This window comes from Janthinobacterium sp. GW821-FHT03C08, from assembly GCF_059420905.1.
The window spans coordinates 173,312-196,674 of sequence record NZ_JBWKUP010000001.1; the positions used below are offsets into that span (position 1 = coordinate 173,312).

The 23,363-nt window shown below is 60.5% G+C and carries 19 protein-coding genes and 1 pseudogene; 9 read left to right on the plus strand and 11 right to left on the minus strand.

Translation table 11 applies throughout. The annotated features are described in order from the left end of the window. Positions 1 to 3: 3 nt before the first annotated feature. On the minus strand, positions 4 to 1,029 hold the full coding sequence (locus tag AC07VL_RS00775) for a LacI family DNA-binding transcriptional regulator (RefSeq protein ID WP_494804173.1): 1,026 nt from the start codon (positions 1,027 to 1,029) through the stop codon (positions 4 to 6). A 206-nt stretch (positions 1,030 to 1,235) separates the two neighbouring features. Between AC07VL_RS00775 and AC07VL_RS00780 the strand changes: the two are divergent. From AC07VL_RS00780 to AC07VL_RS00790, 3 genes and pseudogenes are all read left to right on the plus strand, one after another. Beyond that, positions 1,236 to 2,474: pseudogene (locus tag AC07VL_RS00780) on the plus strand (malic enzyme-like NAD(P)-binding protein); the annotation flags it as partial. Positions 2,475 to 2,727: 253 nt separating this feature from the next. Continuing rightward, positions 2,728 to 3,939, plus strand: coding sequence for an O-antigen ligase family protein (locus AC07VL_RS00785; protein WP_494804174.1), 1,212 nt, complete (start codon positions 2,728 to 2,730; stop codon positions 3,937 to 3,939). A gap of 219 nt (positions 3,940 to 4,158) precedes the next feature. After that, positions 4,159 to 5,259 (plus strand): glycosyltransferase family 9 protein, encoded by a 1,101-nt coding sequence (locus AC07VL_RS00790; RefSeq protein ID WP_494804175.1) that lies wholly within the window; start codon positions 4,159 to 4,161, stop codon positions 5,257 to 5,259. 15 nt (positions 5,260 to 5,274) lie between these two features. On the opposite strand, the gene AC07VL_RS00795 is transcribed toward AC07VL_RS00790, so the two are convergent. From AC07VL_RS00795 to AC07VL_RS00810, 4 genes are all read right to left on the minus strand, one after another. Beyond that, positions 5,275 to 5,883, minus strand: coding sequence for a response regulator transcription factor (locus AC07VL_RS00795; protein WP_290601636.1), 609 nt, complete (start codon positions 5,881 to 5,883; stop codon positions 5,275 to 5,277). Next, on the minus strand, positions 5,873 to 7,468 hold the full coding sequence (locus AC07VL_RS00800; RefSeq protein WP_494804176.1) for an ATP-binding protein: 1,596 nt from the start codon (positions 7,466 to 7,468) through the stop codon (positions 5,873 to 5,875). Before AC07VL_RS00800 ends, AC07VL_RS00795 begins: the two co-directional genes overlap by 11 nt. Positions 7,469 to 7,586: 118 nt before the next feature. Next, entirely contained in the window at positions 7,587 to 8,975 is a 1,389-nt protein-coding gene (locus tag AC07VL_RS00805; RefSeq protein ID WP_494804177.1) for a sensor histidine kinase, read from the minus strand. Further along, a complete protein-coding gene (locus AC07VL_RS00810) occupies positions 8,972 to 9,658 on the minus strand; it encodes a response regulator (protein ID WP_290601640.1) in 687 nt (228 codons plus the stop codon). Before AC07VL_RS00810 ends, AC07VL_RS00805 begins: the two co-directional genes overlap by 4 nt. 156 nt (positions 9,659 to 9,814) lie before the next feature. Between AC07VL_RS00810 and AC07VL_RS00815 the strand changes: the two genes are divergently transcribed. The 4 genes from AC07VL_RS00815 (at position 9,815) to AC07VL_RS00830 (ending at position 12,744) form a co-directional block, all read left to right on the plus strand. Continuing rightward, positions 9,815 to 10,636: a MipA/OmpV family protein gene (locus AC07VL_RS00815; protein ID WP_494804178.1), complete on the plus strand. Its 822-nt coding sequence runs from the start codon at positions 9,815 to 9,817 to the stop codon at positions 10,634 to 10,636. Between the two features lie 89 nt (positions 10,637 to 10,725). Continuing rightward, positions 10,726 to 11,271, plus strand: a complete 546-nt coding sequence (locus tag AC07VL_RS00820; protein WP_494804179.1) for a universal stress protein — start codon at positions 10,726 to 10,728, stop codon at positions 11,269 to 11,271. Positions 11,272 to 11,335: 64 nt separating this feature from the next. Continuing rightward, positions 11,336 to 12,331 (plus strand): VirK/YbjX family protein, encoded by a 996-nt coding sequence (locus tag AC07VL_RS00825; RefSeq protein WP_494804180.1) that lies wholly within the window; start codon positions 11,336 to 11,338, stop codon positions 12,329 to 12,331. Positions 12,332 to 12,513: 182 nt separating this feature from the next. Next, complete coding sequence (locus AC07VL_RS00830) at positions 12,514 to 12,744, plus strand: DUF6139 family protein (protein WP_131685369.1); 231 nt, start codon at positions 12,514 to 12,516, stop codon at positions 12,742 to 12,744. 62 nt (positions 12,745 to 12,806) lie between these two features. Here AC07VL_RS00830 and dnaE read toward each other — a convergent pair whose 3' ends face one another. Continuing rightward, positions 12,807 to 16,355 (minus strand): DNA polymerase III subunit alpha, encoded by a 3,549-nt coding sequence (gene dnaE / locus AC07VL_RS00835; RefSeq protein ID WP_494804181.1) that lies wholly within the window; start codon positions 16,353 to 16,355, stop codon positions 12,807 to 12,809. 213 nt (positions 16,356 to 16,568) lie between these two features. On the opposite strand from dnaE, the gene AC07VL_RS00840 reads away from it, so the two are divergent. Continuing rightward, entirely contained in the window at positions 16,569 to 17,477 is a 909-nt protein-coding gene (locus tag AC07VL_RS00840) for a sulfurtransferase (RefSeq protein WP_494804182.1), read from the plus strand. A gap of 162 nt (positions 17,478 to 17,639) precedes the next feature. Then, positions 17,640 to 18,755 (plus strand): acyltransferase family protein, encoded by a 1,116-nt coding sequence (locus AC07VL_RS00845; RefSeq protein WP_494804183.1) that lies wholly within the window; start codon positions 17,640 to 17,642, stop codon positions 18,753 to 18,755. A 69-nt stretch (positions 18,756 to 18,824) separates the two neighbouring features. On the opposite strand, the gene AC07VL_RS00850 is transcribed toward AC07VL_RS00845, so the two are convergent. From AC07VL_RS00850 to AC07VL_RS00870, 5 genes are read right to left on the minus strand one after another with little or no spacing between them, the layout of a single operon-like run. Then, a complete protein-coding gene (locus AC07VL_RS00850) occupies positions 18,825 to 19,937 on the minus strand; it encodes a glycosyltransferase family protein (protein WP_494804184.1) in 1,113 nt (370 codons plus the stop codon). Then, positions 19,934 to 21,037, minus strand: a complete 1,104-nt coding sequence (gene wecB / locus AC07VL_RS00855; RefSeq protein ID WP_494804185.1) for a non-hydrolyzing UDP-N-acetylglucosamine 2-epimerase — start codon at positions 21,035 to 21,037, stop codon at positions 19,934 to 19,936. The genes AC07VL_RS00850 and wecB overlap by 4 nt, the downstream gene beginning before the upstream one ends. A 42-nt stretch (positions 21,038 to 21,079) precedes the next feature. Then, complete coding sequence (locus AC07VL_RS00860; protein ID WP_494804186.1) at positions 21,080 to 21,472, minus strand: GtrA family protein; 393 nt, start codon at positions 21,470 to 21,472, stop codon at positions 21,080 to 21,082. Further along, positions 21,469 to 22,419 carry a WxcM-like domain-containing protein gene (locus AC07VL_RS00865; protein WP_494804187.1) on the minus strand — a complete coding sequence of 317 codons (951 nt, stop codon included), beginning with the start codon at positions 22,417 to 22,419 and terminating at the stop codon, positions 21,469 to 21,471. The genes AC07VL_RS00860 and AC07VL_RS00865 overlap by 4 nt, the downstream gene beginning before the upstream one ends. Continuing rightward, positions 22,420 to 23,361: a glycosyltransferase family 2 protein gene (locus AC07VL_RS00870; protein ID WP_494804188.1), complete on the minus strand. Its 942-nt coding sequence runs from the start codon at positions 23,359 to 23,361 to the stop codon at positions 22,420 to 22,422. Positions 23,362 to 23,363 lie beyond the last annotated feature (2 nt).

Consider the following 23,363-nt stretch of genomic DNA (forward strand, 5'->3'; position numbering starts at 1 on the left):
CCGTCAGCTGCGGGGAGGCGCCGTCGATTCGCGCACCACCAGTTCCGGCTTGAGCCGCACATCCAGCACTGCCGTGTCGGGAGAATCGATGGTTTGCAGGATCAGGCGGGCCGCTTCCGTGCCGATGCCATGGTGGCGGATGCGGATGGTGCTCAAGGGCGGACGGATCATGTCCATATACGGCATGTCATTGTGTCCCACGACAGAAATATCTTCAGGGCAACTTAATCCCAGCTCGCGGATGGCATCGTAGCAGCCGATGGCCACCAGGTCGCTGCCGGCCACCACGGCCGTCGTCTGCGGCGACTGGCGCAGCAGTTCCAGCAGGGCCGCCTTGCCGCATTCGCGCGAATAGCCGCTGCTTTCGAAGACGAATGCTTGCGACGGGTCGAGTTCACTGGCCTGGATGGCGGCCAGGAAGCCCAGGCGGCGCACGTGGCCCGTCGACAGGTTTTCCGGCCCCGCGATGTGGGCGATGTGCCGGTGACCCAGCGCCAGCAAGTGTTCGACGGCCAGGCGCATGCCCACCACGTCGTCGCTGACGACGCAGGAAGCGACGCCCGTCTCGTCGCTGCGGTTGACGGTCACGACGGGCACGTTCTGGTCGATGCACATCTTGATGACGGGATCGTCGCGGCGCGCCGTGGCCAGGATCAGGCCGTCCACCTGCTGCCCCAGCAGGCGGTTGATGACAAACAACTGCTCTTCCTCGTCGGCCCCCACGTTGGCGACGATGGCCAGGTAGCCATGCTTGCGCAAGCCTTCCTCGATGCCCAGCAGGATGGGCGGGAAAACGGCGTTGGTAATATCGGGCAAGACCACGCCGATGATGCGCGACTTGCGCGTGACCAGGGTGGAGGCGGCGCGGTTGGGACGGTAGCCGAGCCGGCTGGCCTCGGCCAGCACGCGTGCCGCCACCTCGGCACTGACCATTTGCCGCGTTGCCGGATTCATCACGCGCGAGACGGTGGAAAAATGCACGCCGCTGGCCCGCGCGACGTCGCTTAAGGTGGGGTTCTTGTTTGTCATGGGCTTCCCGGATTGCAATACCGTGATTTTATCGCAAAAAAATCCCTTTTCGTCAAAAACCGAGCAAACGCTTGCATTGAATTTCTCCCACGTTCCAAAGCGGTTTTCATGGAATTGTCACAAATAGAGCCTTGACAGCGTGCAAACGCTTGCATACCATGGCTCGGACTTACCACTCGGGCCTGGTTGCCCCTCCCAGAATTCCTATGTCTACTTCCCACAGCAAGCACGCCGAACCGAACGGCGAAACCTTCAACCTGAAAGAAGCCGCCCTCGCCTATCACGCGCAGCCCCGCGCAGGCAAGATTTCCGTCACGCCCACCAAACCGCTGGGCGACGCCCGCGCCCTGACCCTGGCGTACTCGCCCGGCGTGGCCTTTGCCTGCGAAGCCATCGTGGAAGATCCGCGCACGGCCGGCACCTACACCTCGCGCAGCAACCTGGTGGCCGTGATCACCAATGGCACCGCCGTGCTGGGCCTGGGCGACATCGGCCCGCTGGCCAGCAAACCGGTGATGGAAGGCAAGGCCTGCCTGTTCAAGCAGTTCGCCGACGTCGACGTGTTCGACATCGAACTGGCCGAAAACGACCCCGACCTGTTCATCGACACCGTGGTACGCATGGAGCCGACCTTCGGCGGCATCAACCTGGAAGACATCAAGGCGCCCGACTGCTTCTACATCGAACAGCAATTGCGCAAGCGCATGAACATTCCCGTCTTCCATGACGACCAGCACGGCACGGCCATCATCGTCGCGGCCGGCATCCTGAACGGCCTGGAACTGGTGGGCAAAGACATCGGCAACGTGAAAGTGGCCGTCTCGGGCGCGGGCGCGGCCTCGATCGCCTGCCTGGACCTGCTCGTCTCGCTGGGTCTGAACAAGTCCCTTCTGAAGGTCTGCGACAGCCAGGGCGTGATCTATCCGGGCCGCGACGCCAGCATGGAAGAGAACAAGGCGCGCTACGCGAACGACACGAGCGACCGCGACCTGGCCGACGCCATGGTCGGCGCCGACATCTTCATCGGCGTCTCGAAGGGCGGCGTGGTGAGCGCGCAGATGGTCGAATCGATGGCCGCCAAGCCTTTGATCTTCGCCCTGGCCAATCCGCATCCGGAAATTGCCCCGGAGAAAGTGCACGCCGTGCGCGACGACGCCATCGTCGCCACGGGCCGCTCGGACTACCCGAACCAGATCAACAACGTGCTGTGCTTCCCGTACATCTTCCGCGGCGCGCTCGACGTGGGCGCCACCACCATCAACGAGGAAATGAAGCTGGCCTGCGTGCGCGCCATCGCCGCACTGGCGAAAGAACCATTGCCGGGCCACACCACCAGCGCCCTGACGCCGCTGCAGCTGATTCCGTCGCCATTCGACGAGCGCCTGCGCAGCTGGGTTGCGCCGGCCGTATCGCAAGCGGCGATTGCCACCGGCGTGGCCACGCGCGTGCCGGCCAGCGCCTGAACACGCAGAACGCTTGATTTTCATGCAATGAAACAGCAATAGTTACCATTGCTTACAAAAAAACCATGGCTGAAAACCATGGTTTTTTTTGTTTTGCCCTTGGGAAGGGTCAAGTAGTATCAAAAAACAAACTAATCGCCGGCGTATTTCGCAACGACCTTCGATTACAATGACGCGTACATTATATTGCCACAGTTATCACACTGGTGTTGGCGCGCGTTACCCAAGGATACTCATGCTCGGCCTGACCACTGTTTGCGTTTTTCTTTTCTTCGCCCTGTCATTGGCGGTGACCAGCGGCTATTCGTTGGGTGCCCTGATAATGGTTTTGGCCAGCATGGTACTGATCTGGAAACGCCCCCGACTGAACTTGCAACGTCATGACTATCTGATCATTGCCACCCTGCTCGGATATTTCTGCATCTATACCCTCAACATGCTGTACCACGGCGACCAGACGCGCGAGCTCGACATGCCTTCACGCGCCCTGCTGGCCGTCCCCGTACTGCTGCTGCTGCTGGCCTATCCGCCGCGCCCAGCCGCCTGGTGGGCCGGCATCCCCATCGGTGCCATAGCCGGCGCGGCGCTGGCCGTATGGCAATTCTGCGTTCAGCACATGGAACGTCCGCAGGCAGCCACCAGCAATGCCATTCACTACGGTAACGTCAGCATCTTGCTGGGCATGCTGTCCCTGTGCGGGCTGGGCTGGGCACGCCAGCAACGTCATCGCGGTGCCTGGACGCTGCTGCTGATCGCCGGCAGCGTGGCTGGCCTGATCGGCTCCATCGTCAGCGGCAGCCGCGGCGGCTGGCTGGTCCTGCCCGTCTGCGTCTGTCTCTTCGCCTTTCATTACACCCAAGGGCGCGGCAAGCACTATATTGCCGCCGTGCTGGCGGCCTTTTTGGGGCTTTCTGTCCTCGCCTACGCCTTGCCCGAGTCCCCGGTGCGAGCGCGCGTTGCGTTCGCTGTCGATGATCTGCAGAAATTCCAGCAAAGCGACAACGTTACGACGTCGCTCGGCCAGCGCATTGAAATGTGGCGCACGGCGCTGGAATTGTCGACCGAACACGTTTGGTTCGGCCTGGGCACCAATGGCTATCTGGCGGCAAAACAACTGCTGGCGAACGAAGGCGAGATGGACAAAAACATCCTCAAGCACACCAATGCGCACAACGATTACATCGACGCCCTGGTCAAGCGTGGCCTGACCGGCGTGGCGACGTTGCTGCTGTTGTTTTTCCTGCCACTGAGCCTGTTTGTGAAAGCATTGAATCGCGGCAATGCCGAATCCCGTCCATTTGCCCTCTCCGGCGTGGTGCTATGCACCTGCTATCCGATCTTTGGACTGACGACCAGTTCACTGACCCTGAACATCGGCATCTTCATGCTGGTCTTCCCCATGGTCATGCTGTGGGCACAACTGCGTCATCAAGAACGCCGCAGCTGACACGCCCGGGTCGCGCGACAACGCATTGCCGACTGCGATTGTTTATCAACAATTGAGCGGCCGCACTGTATCATGGTATTGTCACACGGGAAAATACTAAAAAGCGGCAATCACGGACAACAAGGCGATGCGCATGGCGTGCATGCCTGTTGTATTGTCTGGCATTTTCCCGCCGAGTGGCCAGCCACATCGAATGCATACCTGAAACCGTACTGATACATGACGCCTTTGATTCCCCCCGAACTTCTGCAAAAGTCGGACAAGATTCTCTTTATCGCCCACCTGGCACTGGGTGACTTTACTTACTTGCAAAACGGCTTCCGCGCCTTTGCCAGGGCCTACCCGCACATCAAGGTCCACCTGTGGATCGATGAAGTCCGCCGCACCTCCGATGCCACGCAGTGGGAAGGCTTGCGTAACTATTCGCTGTACGACTGGGTCGAGCAATCGGGCCTGTTCGCCAAGGTGTACCGCAAGACCTACAGTCCGGCACTCTACGAAGAGTCACTGCGCGAAGCCAGGGCGGAACACTATCCGGTCGTCGTGTCGCTGGCCCACGTGCGGCCGCAGCAGTATGCGGACCTGGCCCGCGCCATCAGCCCCGACGGGCTGGTGATCGGCACGCGCAAGCCGTTCAGCCCGCTGCGCCCCTGGCATTACCTGGCCTACCGCAAGATCGACGCCGTACTGGCGTCATATGCGGGACAGGATGCGGGCGAGCACCACATCAGCAGCGTCTATGCGGACTGGTTCCACCAATTGACGGGTCTCGACATTCCTGTCGCCGAGCGCTACCCGTTCGTGCACATTCCCGAGCAGGCCTTGCAGCAGGCGCAGGAGCAATTGGCCGCCTGGAACTTTACGCCGCGCCAGGGTCCCCTCGTCCTGTTGAACCCATTCGCCAAGTCGCACAAGCGCGGCTGGCCGCTCGAGCGCATTGCCGAACTGATCGCGCGCATGCAAAAAATGCCGAAGTGGGCAAATGCCTGTTTCCTGATCAATGCCATGCCGCAGGAACTGGCCAAGGTCAATGCCGTGGTGCAGGCCCACAAATTACCGCGCACGCAAGCCTTCAGTGCCGTCGACAACTTTTTCCAGCTGCCGGCCATGTTGGCGCAATGCGACCTGATCATTTCAGTGGAAACATCGATCATGCACCTGGCGAATGCCGTGCATGTGCCCGTGGTGGCGCTGATGCGCAAGAAGAACCCGGAATGGGCCCCCTTCGACAGCGACAACAGCACCGTCATCACGGTGGCGCGGCGCAGCGACTGGGTCAAGGCTATTTCAGTCGAGCAAGTATTGAAGGCGATCGCCTAGCCAGCGCGACACTGCTTACGTGCCGCCCAGCATGCTGATGCGCACCAGGTCGGCCACGTTGTCGACGCCCAGCTTGTCCATCAGCCGGGCCTTGTGCACCTCCACCGTCCGCACGGAAATCCCCAGCGCCGGCGCGATATCCCGGTTGTGCTGGCCCGTCACCACCAGCTGCATCACCTCCCGCTCGCGCGGCGTCAGGGCGCGCAGCAGGGCCTGTCCCTCCACCTGGCGCATCAGCTGGCCGCGGGCATGCGCCTCGCGCGAGAATGCTTCATCGATGGCCGCCAGCAGCTTGTCATGGTCAAACGGCTTTTCCAGGAAATCGCTGGCCTGCGCCTTGAACGCCTGGCGCGCCAGCGCCACGTCGCCGTGGCCCGTGATGATGATGACTGGCAACAGGCAGCCCAGCTCCTGCAGGCGCGCTTGCAGGCTCAAGCCATCCATGCCCGACATGCGGATATCGATCAGCAGGCAGCCGGCCCACTCGCGGCGCCAGCCATGCAGGAAATCCTCGCCACAGGCAAACAGGGCCGTACGATAGCCGCGCACGCCCAGCAGCAAGCCCAGCGCATCGCGCACGGCCGGGTCGTCGTCGACGATAAACACGGTCAGATTACTTGTCACCAGACTCTCCTGTTGCGGCCGCACTGGCGCGCGCCAGGGGCAGGACAAAACGAAAAATGCCATGCTGGCCCACTTCGGCCCACAGCTGGCCGCCATGCGCCTCGACAATGGCACGGCTGAGCACCAGCCCCAGCCCCAGGCCACTGGCCTTGGAAGACACGAAGGGCTCGAACAGGCGCGCCGCCAGGCTATTCGAGATGCCGGGGCCGCTGTCTTCCACGGACAGCCGCAGCCGCCCCCCTTCCAGCTGCTCGGCCGACACCGTGATGCGCCGCTGGCCGCGCGGCTGGCCCAGCACTGCATCCTGGGCATTGGCCAGCAGGTTACGCAACACCAATTCGATCTGCAGGCGGTCGGCGTTGACGGCCAGGGGCGATGGCGGCGCCAGCACCAGTTCGATGCCATGTTCATGGAACAGCGGCGTAAACTGGCGCGCCATGCCGTCGATCAAGACGCCCGCCTCCACCGCCTCGAGCTGCATCGCGCCCGTGCGGAAGAAATCGCGCAGGCGGCGCACCACTTCGGCGGCACGCCCCGATTCGACGATCATATGGCCGATGGCGCTTTGCAGCAAGGCCCCGCTCTCGCCCCGCTCCAGCAGGTATTCGCACGCCTTGCCATAGGTCGACAGGGCCGTCAGCGGCTGGTTCAGCTCATGCGCCAGGGCGGCGGCCATCTCGCCGGCCGCCGCCAGGCGCATCGTATGCTTGAGTTCATCGGCCACCTGGCGCATTTCATCGACGACGATGCCGATAAAAAAGCCTACCAGCGCCAGCACGGCATCGAGCAGCTGCAACTCATAAAACTGGATATTCACCGCATGCGACCATTTCACCAGGGTAATGATGCACAGCTGCAGCACAAATACGGCCACCACGGCGCCATACAAGCCCTGGCGCGACGCGGCCCAGATCACAGGGAGAAACAGGAAGTAGAAATGCTTGTACTCGGAGCGCACGATGGAACCGAACACGCTCCACAGCACGAAGCTGGCCAGGGCCAGATACGCCAGGGTTTCCCAGCGCCAGACGGCCGAGCGCAAGCGCTCGCGCCCCCGCTCGCTAACCAGCACCCAGATCAGCGGCATCGACACGACGATGCCGACCGTGTCGCCTATGCCAAAACGCAACGCTGCCGTGGCCCATTCGCCGGCCGGGATGCGTCCTGTCAGCGACAGCAGCGAAATATAGCCCAGCGCATTGAACATCGTGCCCAGCAGCACGATGGCGACCCAGCTGCTCAGGCGGCGCCGGTTGTCGAAGATGTCGCTGCTGGTGAATCCGCGGCGCAGGGCCGCGCCGATGCCGCCATAGCCCAGCACCAGCCACGCCGAACACAGCAGGGTCAGCGGCAGACCCGCCGGCATGCCGCGCACGAACACTTCGCCGGCCAGCAGGGCAATAAACCAGGGCAAGGCGGCCTTGCGGCCGTGAATCAGCCAGAAGACCAGGCCCAGCGAAGGGTCGGGATTCCACGGGGTGATGTTCAGCCCGTACATCGGATCGATGTACGTGGCCCAGTCGAACAGGAGGTACAGGCCGACGAAGGCGGGATACTGCAGGTAGGAAGAGAGGGATGGTCGCATGTACGGTGTTTTCTGACTGTTCCGCATTATGCATCGCAGGCGCGCGCCACGCCATGACGTATTGCGCTATATGCACACATGATGCTCTTCATGCAACACTCACACCCCTCTGCCGGGGCTAGCCGCCCGGTGCCAGCGGCAGCCGCACTTCCACCAGCAAGCCCACGCCGCCGTTGCCTCGATGCAACTTAATCGAGCCGCCATGCTGGCGTACCACCGAGGCGACGATGGACAGGCCCAGGCCGCTGCCTGGCTGTCCCTGCTGCGGGGCGCGGAAGAAACGGTCGAAGACGCGCTCGTACAGAGCCGGCGCGATCCCCGGCCCCTGATCCGCCACGTGCAGCACCGCCTGGCCCCGTTCCGCATGCAGCGACACCGTCACGCTGCTGCCGCGCGGGCTGTACTTGATGGCGTTTTCCACCAGGTTGTCGATCAGCGAGACGAGGCTCTCGCGCTGGCCCGGCACGCACAGGGACACGCTGGCCTGCAATTCCAGTTCGATATCGCCGCCCTGCGCCAGGCCGGACAGGGCGGCCAGCCGGTCCTGCAGCAAGACGTCCAGTACCTGCGGCTGGCGCTCGCCCGCCTCCGCCTGCACCTCGTTGCGCGTCAGTTGCAGCAACTGCCCCACCAGGCGCGCGGCGCGATTGCCACTGTTCAAGATTCCATCCAGCAACTCCTGCTGGCGCGGATCGTGCGTCTGGCCCTGCAAGGCTTCGACATTTACGCGCATGGCCGCCAGCGGCGTGCGCAATTCATGCGTGGCATCGGCGATGAAGCTGCGTTCGCGCGCCGCGCTGGCATCGACGCGCTGCAGCAGCGCATTGATGTTGTCGACCAGCGCCGCCAGCTCGCCGTGCGGCGGCTTGAACGCCAGCGGGCGCAGGTCCTGCGGTCCCCGCGACGCCACTTCCTGCGCCACCTTGCGCCACGGCCGCATGGCCAGGCGGATCGACAGCCAGGCGGGCAACAGCAGGAATGGCAGGCTGATCAGCAGTGGCAGCAGGTAATAGCCGCGTGAGTTGATCGTAATAAAGAATTGCCAGGCCCCGCCCACTTCCAGCACCGTCACGCGCGTGCTTCCTTCGGCCAGGCTGCGGCTGCGCCAGGCCTGGCCCTTGATATAGATCACTTCCATCTGCTCGGGACCGGCGCTGCGGATGCCGCTGGGCGCATCGGGCGACTTGTAGACCAGCTTGCCCTCGCGCCAGACCAGGATGCGCGGCGCCAGTTCCGGCACCTGTCCCGTTTCGAATTCCTCGCGCAGGGCTTCATCGATGGCGCGCAGGCTTTGCTCCTGGCGCTGCGGCTGCTCAGCCAGGTTGTCCGTCACGCTGATAATGGCGTGCAGGACGCCGCGGCTCACGGTGCTCGCTTCGCCCGTGCCCTCGAACAGCACATACGCCACGGCCAGGCTCCACAATATGCTCAGCATCAGCATCTGCGCCATCATCAGGCGGCGCACCAGCGTGGGCCGGCGCAGCATGGCCCAGAAACGCCCCATCATGCGCCAGGTCCCGGCTGGGCTGACGCCTCGCCCTGCTGGTCGATCACGTAGCCGACGCCGCGCACGGTGCGGATATAGCCTTCGCCTATCTTGCGGCGCAAATTACCCATGTGCACGTCCAAGGTATTGCTGGCATTGGCCAGGCCGCCAGGCAGGATATGCTCTTCCAGCACGCGACGCGTGATGACCCGGTTGGCGCGCATCAGCAGGGTTTTCAGCAAGGCATATTCGCTGGCCGTCAGTTCCACGGGACGGCCGTGCACGCTGACCCGGCGCGTGGGCACCTGCAGCAGCAGGCCGCGCAGCTCGATGGTGTCGCCATCGAAGCCGTAGCTGCGGCGCGCCAGGGCACGCACGCGCGAGAGCAGCTCGGCCAGCACGAACGGCTTCACCAGATAGTCATCGGCGCCGCCATCGAGGCCCCGCAGGCGCTGTTCCAGCGTATCGCGGGCGCTGAGGATGAGCACGGGCAGGCGCGCCGCGCGCAAGCGGGCCAGCAAGTCGAGGCCGTCGCCATCGGGCAGGCCCAGGTCCAGCAGCACCAGTTCACAACTGTCGTGCTCGATGCTGCGCGCCGCATCTTCCAGGCTGCGTACCCAGACCACCTGCATGCCCTGGTCGCGCAGGGCGATGCGCACGCCATTGCCCAGGTCCATATCGTCTTCTATCAGCAGTATTTTCATGCACACTATTAAACCACCGCAAGCTGAAGAATGGGTAAAGACGGCTTCTTCATGCAATCTTAATAAAAGGCTCATTTTTCCTTCATGGCACAGGCCGATACTGTCGGCAGTCAATCGAGCCACTCCGGACTCGGTTCTCCACCTGACGGAAAAGCCATGCACACACCCACAACCCTGCTGACCTCGCTGGCCCTCGCCTGCGGCCTGACTCTCAACCCGCTGGCCGCCGCAGCCGCCGACCCCGCCTCGGGCAATGTCTTCACCATCGGCGGCGGCGTCGCCGCCATTTCCAGCTATTCCGGCTCCGACAAGCTGTCCGCCTCGCCGCTGATCATTGCCGACTATGCCATGGCCAACGGCCTGTTCATCAGCACCTCGCGCGGCATCGGCTACGGCGGCCAGGCCGGCCCCTTCAGCTACAGCGCGGCCCTGGGCTACCGCGGCAACCGCGAAGACCACAAGCGCAAGGGCATCAATGGCTGGGGCGGCAGCGATTTCCTGAAGGGCATGGGCGAAGTCAAGGGCAATGCCAGCGCCCTGCTGAGCGCCGGCTATGCCCCACTGCCCGGCCTGTCGCTGAGCGTCACCAGCGACATTCCCCTGTCGAACCGCGAAAATGGCGCGAACGTGCATTTCGGCGCCAGCGGCCAGATCTACGGCCGGGCTGATGCGCGGGGCATGCAGCAGGACAGCGTGTCCATCGGCGGCCAACTGGGCTGGGGCGAGCGCAAATACGTGCAGACCATGTATGGCGTGACGGCGCAGCAGGCGGCAAATACCTCGTTCAAGCAATACACGCCGAAGGGCGGCTTCTACGAAGCCCAGGCCACCGTGAGCTGGGAACACCGCATCGACGCCAGCTGGGCCGTCAACACCCTCGTCGGCGTCGAACGCCGCATGGGCGACGCGGCCAAGAGCCCCATCGTGCAGCGCAAGACGGCCCCGATCGGTGCGGTGTACGTCACTTACCGCTATTAAAGACAGGCCGGCATAAGGGAAACCCGTACGCTGTTTCGCGAATTTACACGGACAAGCGGCGTAGATAAGATGGCACGGTTTTCCCTCCCATGACCAGCACGCCCATGCATGCATCGCGCCCTGCCCCGCAACGCCACCGCGCCCCAGACAGCGCCGCGGTCGCCTGCAGCCAGGATACCTTGCTGCTATTGCTGCCCGTCAAGCACGCCAGCGACATCATCTACGGTGCCCGCTACGCCAAACGCTTGCAGGAATGGGGCATCAAGGTGGGCGTTCGCCTGCTGCACGTGACGCCCGCACCGCTCCAGCCCGCGGACGGCGTGCCGCAGCAGAGCGCTGGCGACGGCGATACGCTGGACCCGGCAACGCAGCAGATGATGCACGAGGCAGGTCTGTACCTGAGCCGTTCGCATATTGCCTTCAGCACCCACATTTTCGCTGGCGAACTGCTCTTCACGATACTCGACACGGCTGAATTGCTGGGTTGCCATGAAATCGTCCTGCCTGCCCTCAAGCACAGCCCGTGGCAGCGCCGCTTTTCCGGCACCCTGGCGCGCAAGCTGGCGCGCGCCACGCGCTGCGCCACCGTGTTGCTGGCCGACACGGACGGCATGAGCGGGCCGCCTCCAGCCTGAGCCATTACCGCCTGCATCCGATGCCGGCCCTCCCCTCATCCTCACTCACCTTGGAAAGTGCCTGATGACACAAGCAATTACCCTGCATGCTGGCCTCACCAACATGTCCCCCGGCTTCTCCCGCGTGCGTGAGCTGCTCAAGCTGCAGCTGCGGGCCCGCCTGCAGCAGCGGCAGACGCGCATCTGGCTGCAACTGCTCAATTCCCATCCCGTTTTTGCGGATCTGCTGCAAGCGTATCCCCGCCTGATGCACAAAATCTACCGCCATTACCTGAGCAAAAACCTGTCTTGCCAACAGCGCGTCACCTTGCTGGTCGAACACTATCATTTCATCCTGCAGCAAGGCTGGGGCAAGCTGATGGCCCAGGCGGCCCATGCGCCAGTACGGCTGGGGACGGTAGCGGGAAAATCGGGCGCGCCCTACCATCTGCAGCTGTGCTCGCTGCAACCGATGGACCGCGAAGGCGAGATGGTCCTGCAACTGGCGCACGGCAATGACGTGATCTATTCCGTGGCCTTCACCTTCTTCGGTTCCCGCGCCCGCGCCAGCATGGGCGTGGGCATCGGCTGCCTCCAGGGTCCGCGGGGCGCGGAAGGCTTGCGCCGCGTGCGCGACGCCACGCGCGACCTGCATGGCATGCGTCCCAAGGCCCTGATGGTGCGCCTCGTGCGCCAGCTGGGGCATGAGCATGGCTGCCGCAACATGATTCTGGTAGGCAACGCCAACCGTACCGTGCACCATTCCGCCAAGAAAGGCCGTTTGTTCGCCGATTACAATACCCTTTGGCAAGAACTGGGTGCGCAGGCACGCCCGGATGGCGATTTTGATTTGCCATGCGAAAACCTGCCCTTGCCCGCCATGGAAGACATTCCCTCGAAAAAACGCTCGGAAGCGCGCAAGCGCCATGAATTGACGCTGGCAATGATCAGCAGCCTGCGTAGCGGCCTCGACGCCCATCGCAACCCGGCCCAGGTCGCCATGGCCAACGCCACGCCAGCCGCCAACGATCTGCGCCAGTCGCCCGATCTCGAGGACGACTACGCTTCCGCCATCGCCTGACGTCCCCCGGCAAGCACACGACGCCCCGCCCCCGCGTCATCGCCAGCCACCACTTCCGCACCGCCCCGTTTCCCCCTGCAGCACACGCCTGAAACCCGCCCGTCCCACAATCCTGTTACGCTAGCGCTATCGGACAGCACGTCCCGTGCGCCGGTTCCCCCAACGCTTACTAGGAGGCATACATGCGTGTAGATATCTACCGCCGGGCCGAGCACGACGGCATTTTTTCCTACCTCGCCGTGCCGGAAGGAAAGCTCATTCCGGAAGAAGTGACCAATACCGACTGGCAACTCGAAGTGCGCGCCAGTGAAGTGGCCGACGATGCCGAAATCTTGCCCGACTACCATATCGAACAGCCGCACCAGCAGATCGCCGCCAAGGGCTATGCGATCACGGGCCTGAAAGACATGTAAACGAAAAAAGCCAAACCAGCATGTCTGCGGTTTGGCTTTGATCCATGCGCGGGCGAAGCCGGTCAGTATTCGACCGCCACCTCCTGCGCGCCCAGCACCTGCTCGAGTGCCGTCTGCAATTCATCCGATGGCGCCACCCTCCACGCGTCGCCAAACTGCAGCACGCAGCTGACGCCCTGCGGACTGACCTTGGCGGCGATCGGCAAGCCATCCTCGGCCCGGTGCGGCATGATGACATCGCTGATGCGTTTCATGTCCAGCGTCGTGGGCAGGGTCAGGCCCAGCTGGCGGCCATACTGCACCCGCGCGGCGATGATGTCGAATGCGCTCTCGGCCGTGATGCGCAGGCCGCCGGAAAAGCGGTCTTCCGACACCTTGCCCACGACGGCGAGGAATTCATCTTCCTTGAAGATTTTCTTGTTGGCCTCGAACAATTCGCCATACACCGTCACTTCCACCGTGCCGCTCTTGTCGTCCAGGGTGACGATGAGGATCTTGCCGCGCTGCGTCATCTGCGTGCGCAAGCCCGTGATGACGCCGGCCATCATGCGCGGCTCGCGCGATGGCGACAGTTCCGACAGTTTCGTGCGGGCAAAACGGCGCGCCTCGGGCGCATACGAATCGAACAAATGGCCGGACAGGTAGAAGCCCAGGGCGATCTTTTCTTCCGTCAAACGCTGCTTGTCCGTCCACACGGGCACCTTGACGTACTCGGGCGGCGCCACCATGTCGCTGTCGTCGCCGCCAAACAGGCTTACCTGGTTGGCCGCCTTGGCCGCCTGGTCGGCGCACTCCATGGCGAAGGCCACGGACGCGAGCAGGATGGCGCGGTCGACCTTCAGGCAGTCGAAGGCGCCGCTGCGGATCAGGGATTCGATGGTGCGGCGGTTGATTTGCTTTTTATCAACACGCTTGCAGAAATCGAACAGGCTCGTGAACGGCCCGCCCGCCTCGCGCGCGGCGATGATGGCTTCGATGGCATTCTGGCCGGACCCCTTCACGGCGCCCAGGCCATAGCGGATCTGCGTGACTTTCTTACCGCTGACGGATGGCGGCGCACCGCTCGGCGTGAAGCGGTAGTCCGATTCGTTGATATCCGGCGGCAACAAGGTCAGCTTGCAGATTTCCAGCGAGTCTTCCACCAGGATCTTGATCTTGTCCGTGTCGTCCATGGCCAGCGACAAGTTGGCGGCCATGAAGGCGGCCGTGTGGTGCGCTTTCAAATAGGCCGTGTGATACGACAGCAAGGCGTAGGCGGCGGCGTGCGATTTGTTGAAACCGTAGCCGGCGAACTTTTCCATCAAGTCGAAGATCTCGTCGGCCTTTTCCGCCGTCAAGCCGTCCTTTGCGGCACCGGCGCGGAAGATCTCGCGGTGCTCCGCCATCTCTTCGGCCTTCTTTTTACCCATGGCGCGGCGCAGCATGTCGGCGCCGCCCAGCGAGTAGCCGCCGACGATCTGCGCCATCTGCATCACCTGCTCCTGGTACACCATGATGCCGTAGGTTTCGGACAGAATCGATTCCGTGCGCGGATCGGGATAATCGAAACGTTCGCCGTGCTTGCGCTTGCAGAAATCGGGAATCAGGTCCATCGGACCCGGACGGTACAGCGCCACGAGCGCGATAATGTCTTCGAAGCGGTCGGGACGCGCGTCTTTCAGCATGCCCTGCATGCCGCGCGACTCCAGCTGGAACACGGCCACGGTCTTGGCCTTGGTCAGCAGGTCGTAGGACGGCTTGTCGTTCAGCGGCAAGGTCGCCAGGTCGAAGTTCGCTTGCGCAGGATCAAGCTGCTTGATGTAGCGCACGGCGCGGTCGAGAATCGTCAGCGTCGTCAAGCCCAGGAAGTCGAACTTCACGAGGCCGACGGCTTCCACGTCATCCTTGTCGTACTGCGACACGACGCCCGAGTCGCCGCCCTGCGTGTACAGCGGGCAGAAATCCGTCAGCTTGCCCGGGGCGATCAGCACGCCCCCCGCGTGCATGCCGATATTGCGCGTGATGCCTTCGACCTGCTGCGCCAGGTCCAGCAGCTGCTTGACCTCTTCCTCGTTTTCCAGGCGTTCCTTGAGCAGCGGCTCTTCTTCGATGGCGTCGGCGATCGACACGGGCTTGCCCGGCTTGAACGGGATCAGCTTGGAAATGCCGTCGCAGAAGTTGTAGCCGAAGTCCATCACGCGGCCCACGTCGCGGATGGCGCCCTTGGCCGCCATGGTACCGAAGGTGGCGATCTGCGAGACGGCCTCCTTGCCGTACAAATCCTTGACGTGCTGGATGACTCTGTCGCGCCCTTCCTGGCAAAAGTCGATATCGAAGTCGGGCATCGAGACGCGTTCGGGATTCAGGAAGCGTTCGAACAGCAGGTTGTATTGCAATGGATCAAGATCCGTAATCAGCAGCGAATACGCCACCAGCGAACCGGCGCCGGAACCGCGGCCCGGGCCGACGGGCACGCCGTTTTCCTTGGCCCACTGGATAAATTCGGCCACGATGAGGAAGTAGCCGGGGAATTTCATGTTGCAAATCGTGTCCGTCTCGAACTTCAGGCGCGACTCGTAGCGCGGGCGCTCCTTTTCGCGGCGCTCGGCATCGGGATACAGCTGTAGTAATCGTTTTTCCAGGCCCGCCTGCGATTCGGCGACGAGGAACTGGTCGATCGTCATGCCGTCCGGCGTGGGGAAGTTCGGCAGTTGCGGCTTGCCCAGGGTCAAGGTCAAGTTGCAGCGCTTGGCGATTTCCACGGAATTGGCCAGCGCGGCCGGCAGGTCGGCGAACAGTTCGGCCATGTCGGCCTGCGACAGGAAGCGCTGGCTGTCATTGAAGCGCTTCACCCGCTTGGCATTGGCCAGCATTTCGCCCTCGGCGATACAGGTGCGGGCTTCGTGGGCAATGAATTCTTCTGGAGAAATAAATTGCACGGGGTGCGTCGCCACCACGGGCAAGCCAAGCTTGGCCGCCAGGGCCACCGCGTGGCGCACCTGCGCTTCCTGGTTGGCCTGGCCGCCGCGCTGGATTTCGATATAGAAATGGCCAGGGAAAATCTCGGCCCAGCGCTGTGCGTTGCGCTCGGCCAGGGCCAGGTTGCCATTTTCGATGGCGATGCCGACATCGCCGAAGTGCGCGCCGGAGAGCACAATCAAGCCATTCGCCGCGCTTTCGCCCGGGTACAGGTCATAGGTATTCGTCGCCAGCGCCTGCAGCCACTCGATGCGCAGTTCGGCGCGGCCCTTGTACTGGTTGGTCAGCCAGGCCGTCGACAGCAGTTCGCACAGCTGCAGGTAGCCCATGCGGTTCTTTGCCAGCAGCAGCAGGCGCGACGGTTTTTCGCGGTTGTCGTCATTCGTGATCCACACGTCGACGCCGACGATGGGCTTGATGCCCTTGCCGCGCGCTTCCTTGTAGAACTTGACCATGCCAAACAGGTTGGACAGGTCGGTGACGGCCAGCGCCACCTGCTTGTCCTTGGCCGCCGCCTTCACCACGTCGTCGATGCGCACCAGGCCGTCGACGATCGAGTACTCCGAGTGCACGCGCAGGTGGACAAATCCCGGCCCTTGCGGGGCCTGCTGCATCGCTTGCGGTGAACCTGCCGGAGCGCCGGCCTCTTGCATTACCATTTCCATCCTGTGTACCGTTTCGTGCAAAATTCAATGGGGTCTATTCTACCGCGTCGCGGCCCCGGACCGGCGACGCGGCCCCCAGTTGCAGGCAAGAAATTCCTGCCGCGCACAGCCCGCCGGCACGGCAAAACGTGGCTTGGCGGGTATCCCGCCTGGCCCGCCGGGCTTATAATATCGGCTGTTCAGTCTAAGCCGATCGCCATCATGCAAGCCAACACCCAAGCAGCACCAGCCGTTTCCGCCGCCGCCAGCCCGCTGGCCGCCACGCCCGCCACCACGTTTGTCAATATTGCAGCGTATAAATTCATTACGCTGGACGACACGGAAGCCATGCGCCCCTTGTATCAGGAGCAATGCCTGGCGCTGGGCCTGAAGGGCACGATTTTGCTGACGCCGGAGGGCATCAACATGTTCCTGTCGGGCACGCGCGAGCATATCGACAGCTTCCTCGCGTGGGTGCGCAGCGACGCGCGCCTGGCCGACCTGGAATGGAAGGAAAGCTTGTCGAACGAGCAATCGCACAAGCGCATGCTGGTGAAACTGAAAAAGGAAATCATCACCATGCGCATGCCGCTGATCAAGCCGGAACTGGGCCGCGCCCCGTCCGTCGACGCGCACACGCTCAAGCGCTGGCTCGATGCCGGCGTCGACGACGCGGGCAAACCCGTGATCATGATGGAAACGCGCAACGCGTTTGAAGTGGACGTGGGGACGTTCAACAACACGCTCGATTACCGTATCGACAAGTTTACGGAATTCCCGGCCGTGGCCGCCGCCCATAAGGACGAACTGGAAGGCAAGACCGTCGTCACCTTCTGCACGGGCGGCATCCGCTGCGAAAAGGCCGCCATCCACATGAAGGAAATCGGCTATGACAGCGTCTACCAGCTCGACGGCGGCATCCTGAAGTATTTCGAGGAAGTGGGCGGCGAGCACTACACGGGCGACTGCTTCGTCTTCGACTACCGCACGGCCCTGAACCCGAAGCTGGAACCGACGGAAACCGTGCAGTGCTTCGTCTGCCGCGCCGTCGTCACGCCGCGCCAGCAACTGGCGCCGGAATATGTGTATGAGGTGTCCTGCCCGCACTGTTTTAAGAAAAATCAAGAATAAACAACATACATACCGTGCGACGGGCCATACCTGTCGCATTAGTTAGCAAATCGAATCTTATTCGCTTATACTGCCAAACCAACCCACAATAACGAGTGCTTAATTTTTCATTTTGAAATAATTAATCGCCAGCAGATTATTATATTCAGGATATAAAAGAGAATGCTACCGCAAGTTATCACCGCAGAAAAAGGTCTGGAAAAGCGCCTTGTTTTTCTGGATTACCTTCGTATTTTCTCTTTCATCAGTGTTTTAATCGGGCATAAATTCTACAGCCAGCTCAGCCAATGGGTCGATAGCCCGACGCTGCATGCCACTCCAAAACTCCTGATGCAACTTGTCCTGCCTGCATTCTGGAATGGCGGAACCGGCGTGGCCGTTTTCTTCATCATCTCGGGGTATATCATAAGTAATGTGTTAATCACGGAATCCACCAGCACATTCCTGTTCAAGAGAATTTTCCGGATCTACCCCCTGTACATCGCGGCACTGCTTTGCCAGCTGGCCGTAGACCATTTTTTATTCCATCAACCCTTTCCAGGGATGCGCGTAGTTCTCGCGCAAATGACATTGCTAGGTGACTTTCTACAAGCGCCCTATGCTCTGTCCGGTGTCGAATGGACCTTGCGGATTGAAATTGCCTTCTATCTCTTCATGGCTGCGCTGAAATCCATTGGCATCCTGAACCAGTACCGCCGGCTGCTGCCATGGGCCATGCTCGCCGCCACTTGGGGGGTGGGCATGATGGAACCGATTCCATCTTTCAATGGTGTATTCCTCGGCTACTTTACAATTTATGCACCGATTTTATTCATTGGCGTGTACGTCACTCTTTTTGAACGAAAAGAGATCAATGTCTTCTGGTTCATCCTGTTTATTGGCACCATCCTGTATCAGTATTTTGAGATGATCGCCTTGTATTGGCCCACTTGGCTCGGTTCGCACTTCATTGGAATCGCCTTCGCCATCTTTACCGCAGCCTGGATAGGCCGTAAACAATTCCAAGCAACACCACTCGTCCTTTTGCTATCGAATTTGACTTTTTCAGTTTATCTATTTCATAACTGGGCATGGAATCCGATCAAAATTCTTTTTGAAAAGCTATCACTCAGCATCCTTCCAGCAGACATCCAGGCTCTCTTTGGACTGTTTATCATCTGCTATATCATGCATAAAACAGTAGAGCGCAAAGGAATTCAGCTTGGAAACAAGCTACTCAAGAACTGGAAAAACCGAATGTCCGTGACACTTCCGGATAGCGCAAAGGAGATGGTGTAACGCATCAACTAGCTTCCCGGCGCAGACACCCCATGAGCCTTTGTTGCGCTCATGGAGGAGCTGGATTAATCAGAGTATGTCCACCGAATCGAAACGCGCAGACCAGGAATTTTCGCTGCGAAACTGCGCAATCTGTGCAGCATTATCCTTATGCATCAGCGCCAAACCAACGATATTGGCCAGATTAGCCAGCCCATCCGCCAAAAATACTCCTGTCGCGTTTTCCCGCGTGGCCATCTCCCCGAATGGCGTCGACAGGACCGGTAAACCAAGCGCCCGGTATTCATAATACTTGATAGGATCGACGGATTCGGTCAGGAGCGTACGCTTGAAAGGAATCAGGCCTATGGAAAATTGTTGCATATGATTGATTGCCTGTTGGTGCGAACAAGCGGGCAACAATTCAATATTCCTGGGTAATCCGCTGGGGATCGCACCAAACACTGGGCCAATCAAACGAACCAGCATTTGCGGATTGGCTAGCGCCAGTGCAGTGACCATTTCCCAATCGAACCATTGGGCGATAGTGCCAACATAACCTAGTACGTATGGCGTGGATGGCACGCGCTGCGCATCGATAGCGGGTAAAACCTCGATAGCGCACGCATTCAAGGCCACCAACACCCGCTCGCCACATTCGCTGAAGCGGTGCGCCAGCAGGGTTGACGATACCGTTATCTGCTTGGCCAGCCGAGCAACCGTGCGTTCACTGGAACCCATTGCCCATCTCGAAAAGCCCCGATAAAAGGCTGGAAAATCGTCCATGGCATCGAACAGGGATGGCAATTGCGGATGGCGCCGCAAGATATCCGCCGCCATCTTGGATGGTTTTCCAATCGCCAGTAAACACCCCGGACGCTGGATAAAACCGTCAATTTCTCGCTGCACCTGCTTCCACAACAATCGATTGATAAGGACTGATCCGGGAAAAGGCTCAATCGGCAGCGCCCTTGGCTGCAATACTGTCAGCCATTCAGGCACCGGCATCATCACCGGCGGGGGCGCGATACCGATAGCGGCCTTGATCCGACGAAAATCGTCTGACGTAGGCAAGCGTGTCGGGTAAGGGTCAACCCAAAGCACCTGGCCCCCCGTTCTGGCGTGAAACCATTCAACAAATTTATGCGGGCGCTGCGCGAAGCTACTCCAGGGTAACGGTGACAGGTAAATCAAACATGTCATGTGAAGTGCTCACGCAGCACGGTCACGATGCGCTCCGCGCCATGCCCATCACCATATGGTGAAATGCCGCGCGCCATGGTCCTGTACGCGAGCTCATCATCAAGCAACAATTGTGTTTCTGCCACGATCCGCTCGTAATTGGGGCCGACCAGTTTCACGACACCTTGCTCCACCGCCTCTGGACGCTCCGTTTCATCGCGCAGGACGAGTACCGGCTTGCCCAGAGCTGGAGCTTCCTCCTGCACGCCACCGGAGTCGCTGATGATCAAATAAGAGCGTTTCATGGCCGCGACAAATGGCGCATAGTCGAGCGGCTCGCACAAATGAATGTTCGCGCATTGGCCCAATACTTCATAAGCCACGTCCTTGACGTTCGGGTTCGGGTGCACGGGGTACAGAAAATTCACCTCCGGATTACGTTCGGCCAGCGTTTGAATGGCCCGGCAAATATCGCGGAAAGGAGCCCCAAAATTCTCGCGGCGATGCGACGTAATCAATACCAGGCGCTTCGCCGGATCCAGGTCGATGCCCAGTTCCAGTTCGCGCTCGGCCGTCATCAGCAGGGCATCGATGACCGTATTGCCGGTGACGATAATGTCGCGGTCGTGCGCGCCTTCGCGCAACAGGTTCTGGCGCGACCCATCGGTAGGTGCAAAATGCCAGCGCGCCAGACGCCCGGCGATAACCCGATTCGCCTCCTCCGGAAATGGGTTTTGCATATCCCAGGTGCGCAAGCCAGCTTCGACGTGGCCGAAAGGAATGCGATGGTAGAAGCAGGCCAGGGCTGCCGTCATGACTGTGGTGGTATCACCTTGCGCCAGCAAGACATCAGGCTTTTCTGCCAGCAATACTTCATCGAGTTCCAGCAGCAGCCGCGCCGTCAGGGTCGTGAGCGCCTGGTTCGGGCGCATGATGTTCAAATCGATATCGGGTGTGATACCGAAAAAGGCCAGCACCTGATCGAGCAAATGCCGATGCTGGGCAGTTGCCAACACGCGCACGTCCGCCCATGGCTGCTGCTTGAGCGCCAAAATCACCGGCGCCATCTTGATGGCTTCGGGGCGTGTGCCGACGGCACAAATAATTTTAATTTTTGACATACTATTCCTATCTATAACGCAATTCCATGGCCTGTGGCTGCATCAACTTGCATGTTGGCGGCCGCGCAAAATCCATCGGCTTAAAAAAAATGTCAACGGAATCATCAATACCAGTACCAACAATGGCGCCAACGCCGGCGGAATGCCCAGTCGTTCAATGAATATACCTAAAAGCAGGGCAGAACTGCCATATTGCACGGCATACACGAGTGGATAGGTCATTAATCCCTTCCAGCTCAATGGCGTCCTGAATACGATCCTTGCATTAAACCAATATGAAAAGACGATACCGGAGGCATAGGCAATCGCGTAGGCAACCTGATAAAAAAATACTTTTTGCAATAAAAAATACAGGCCATAGGTCAGGCCTGTATTCAGCAAGCCTCCGGCCAGGAAGCGCAGCCAATACTGCATCTTGCTGGAGATAACAATCATCCCTCACCCGGTTTCGTGCGTTTCACCTCGGTAATGAAGTCCGCGTAATTTCGGATGTAGTCGCCAGCATCATAATAATCGGATGCAAAGACCAGCAGGATCGCATCCGCCGAATAGCGATACTGGATACCCCAGGTCATCGGCGGCAGATACAGGCCGACATTCGGTTTATCCAGCAGCACCTCCTCCCGCTTGTCACCGTCGTCCGCCACTACCCGGATGCTGCCTTTGACGGCAATCAGAAACTGATGGCAGTTGCGGTGGGCATGTTCGCCGCGCGTCTCCGCCGTCGGCACGTCATAGACCATGAAATAACGGCGTGGCAAGAAGGGGATTTCGCGCTCGAACTCGCCAACTGACAAACTGCCCCGCATGTCCGGTACGGCGCGGAACGTGTGCAGGGTAACGCCACGGATCTGCGTCTGCAGCATATTCGGCTGCATGCCGGTCGTTGGCACTTTTTCCGTGCCGGCGAAATCCGAAGCATCCGCATAGCCGACAATCTTGGCGGGATTGCCGACCACGATCGCATGCGGTGGCACCGAACGCGTGACCACGGCACCCGCACCGACCATGGCGTTTTCACCGATCGTCAATCCTGGCAAAATGGTGGCGTTGGCCCCGATGGACGCGCGCGCGGCGACTGTCGTGCGTAAGAATTTTTCAGGAAACTGCTTGCTGCGCGGGAAACGATCATTGGTAAACGTTACATTCGGTCCGATAAACACATCATCGTGGACTTCCAGACCATCCCACAGCTGTACGCCGCATTTGATGGTGACACGGTCACCCACCTTGACATCATTTTCGATAAAGACTTGGTCACAAATATTGCAATCCTTACCCAGAACGGCCCCGGGCAACACATGCGCAAACGCCCAGACGCGGGTTCCGGCGCCAATATTCGTGCTTTCGCACAAAGCATTCTGGTGTACAAAATAGTCCATTTAGTTTTCTTCCTTCGACTGGAACCGTTCAACCCGCATTGGAATAGCCAGCGGTCGTCCCTTGGTGTTTTCATACGTACGCCAGGCATAGGAACCGACGATACCTAACCCGAACAGGTTAACCGCACCCAGGAAAACGATGGCGGTCATTGTCATCGCATAACCCGGCACCATGATCCACCCCGCCAGGCGGGCCAGGCCGACGACAATACCAAACAATGCGGCCAGCAACGCCGTCATGCCACCGACACGTATCAGCAAGCGGATTGGCAAGTCCGTGAAGGCAAAGACGCTGTCCATCATGTAGTTGACCTTCTTTTTCAAGGTCCACGCAGACTTGCCGTGCTGACGTTCCTGGCGCATATAAGTAATATGCTTGCGCCGGAAGCCCAGCCAAAATAGCTGCGCGATCAACGATGTGTGCTGTTCATCCAATGTCAGCAAAGTATCGCGGAAGGCCTTGTTACAGCCGAACACATCAACACCGCCCTCAGGCACCTCGGCCACGACATAGCGGCGGTACAAGCTCCAGAAGATCTGCGATGGCAGCCGCGTCATCAGCGGATCCATGCGTCCTTCGCGCGAGCCCACGACCACGTCCGCCTCATCGGCTCGCAATAACTTATCCATTTGCAAAACCAGTTCTGGCGGTTCCTGCAAATCCGCTGCCATGACGGCAAAACGTTCTCCCTTGGCCAACTGCAAGCCAGCACGAATGGCGGCAAATGAGCCAAAATTTCGCGAAAGCAATATCAACTGCGACTGGAAACCCCAGCCTGGTAAGGCATCGCGCAACAATTCATAACTGCGGTCAGGACTGCCGTCAATAACGAATACCGCTTCGAAATCCCCTTCCGTAGCCTGGCGTAAGCCATCGACTGCCTGCAGCAAGGATGGAATCGAACCCTCATTCTTATATACGGGAATGACTAGTGAAAGCATGC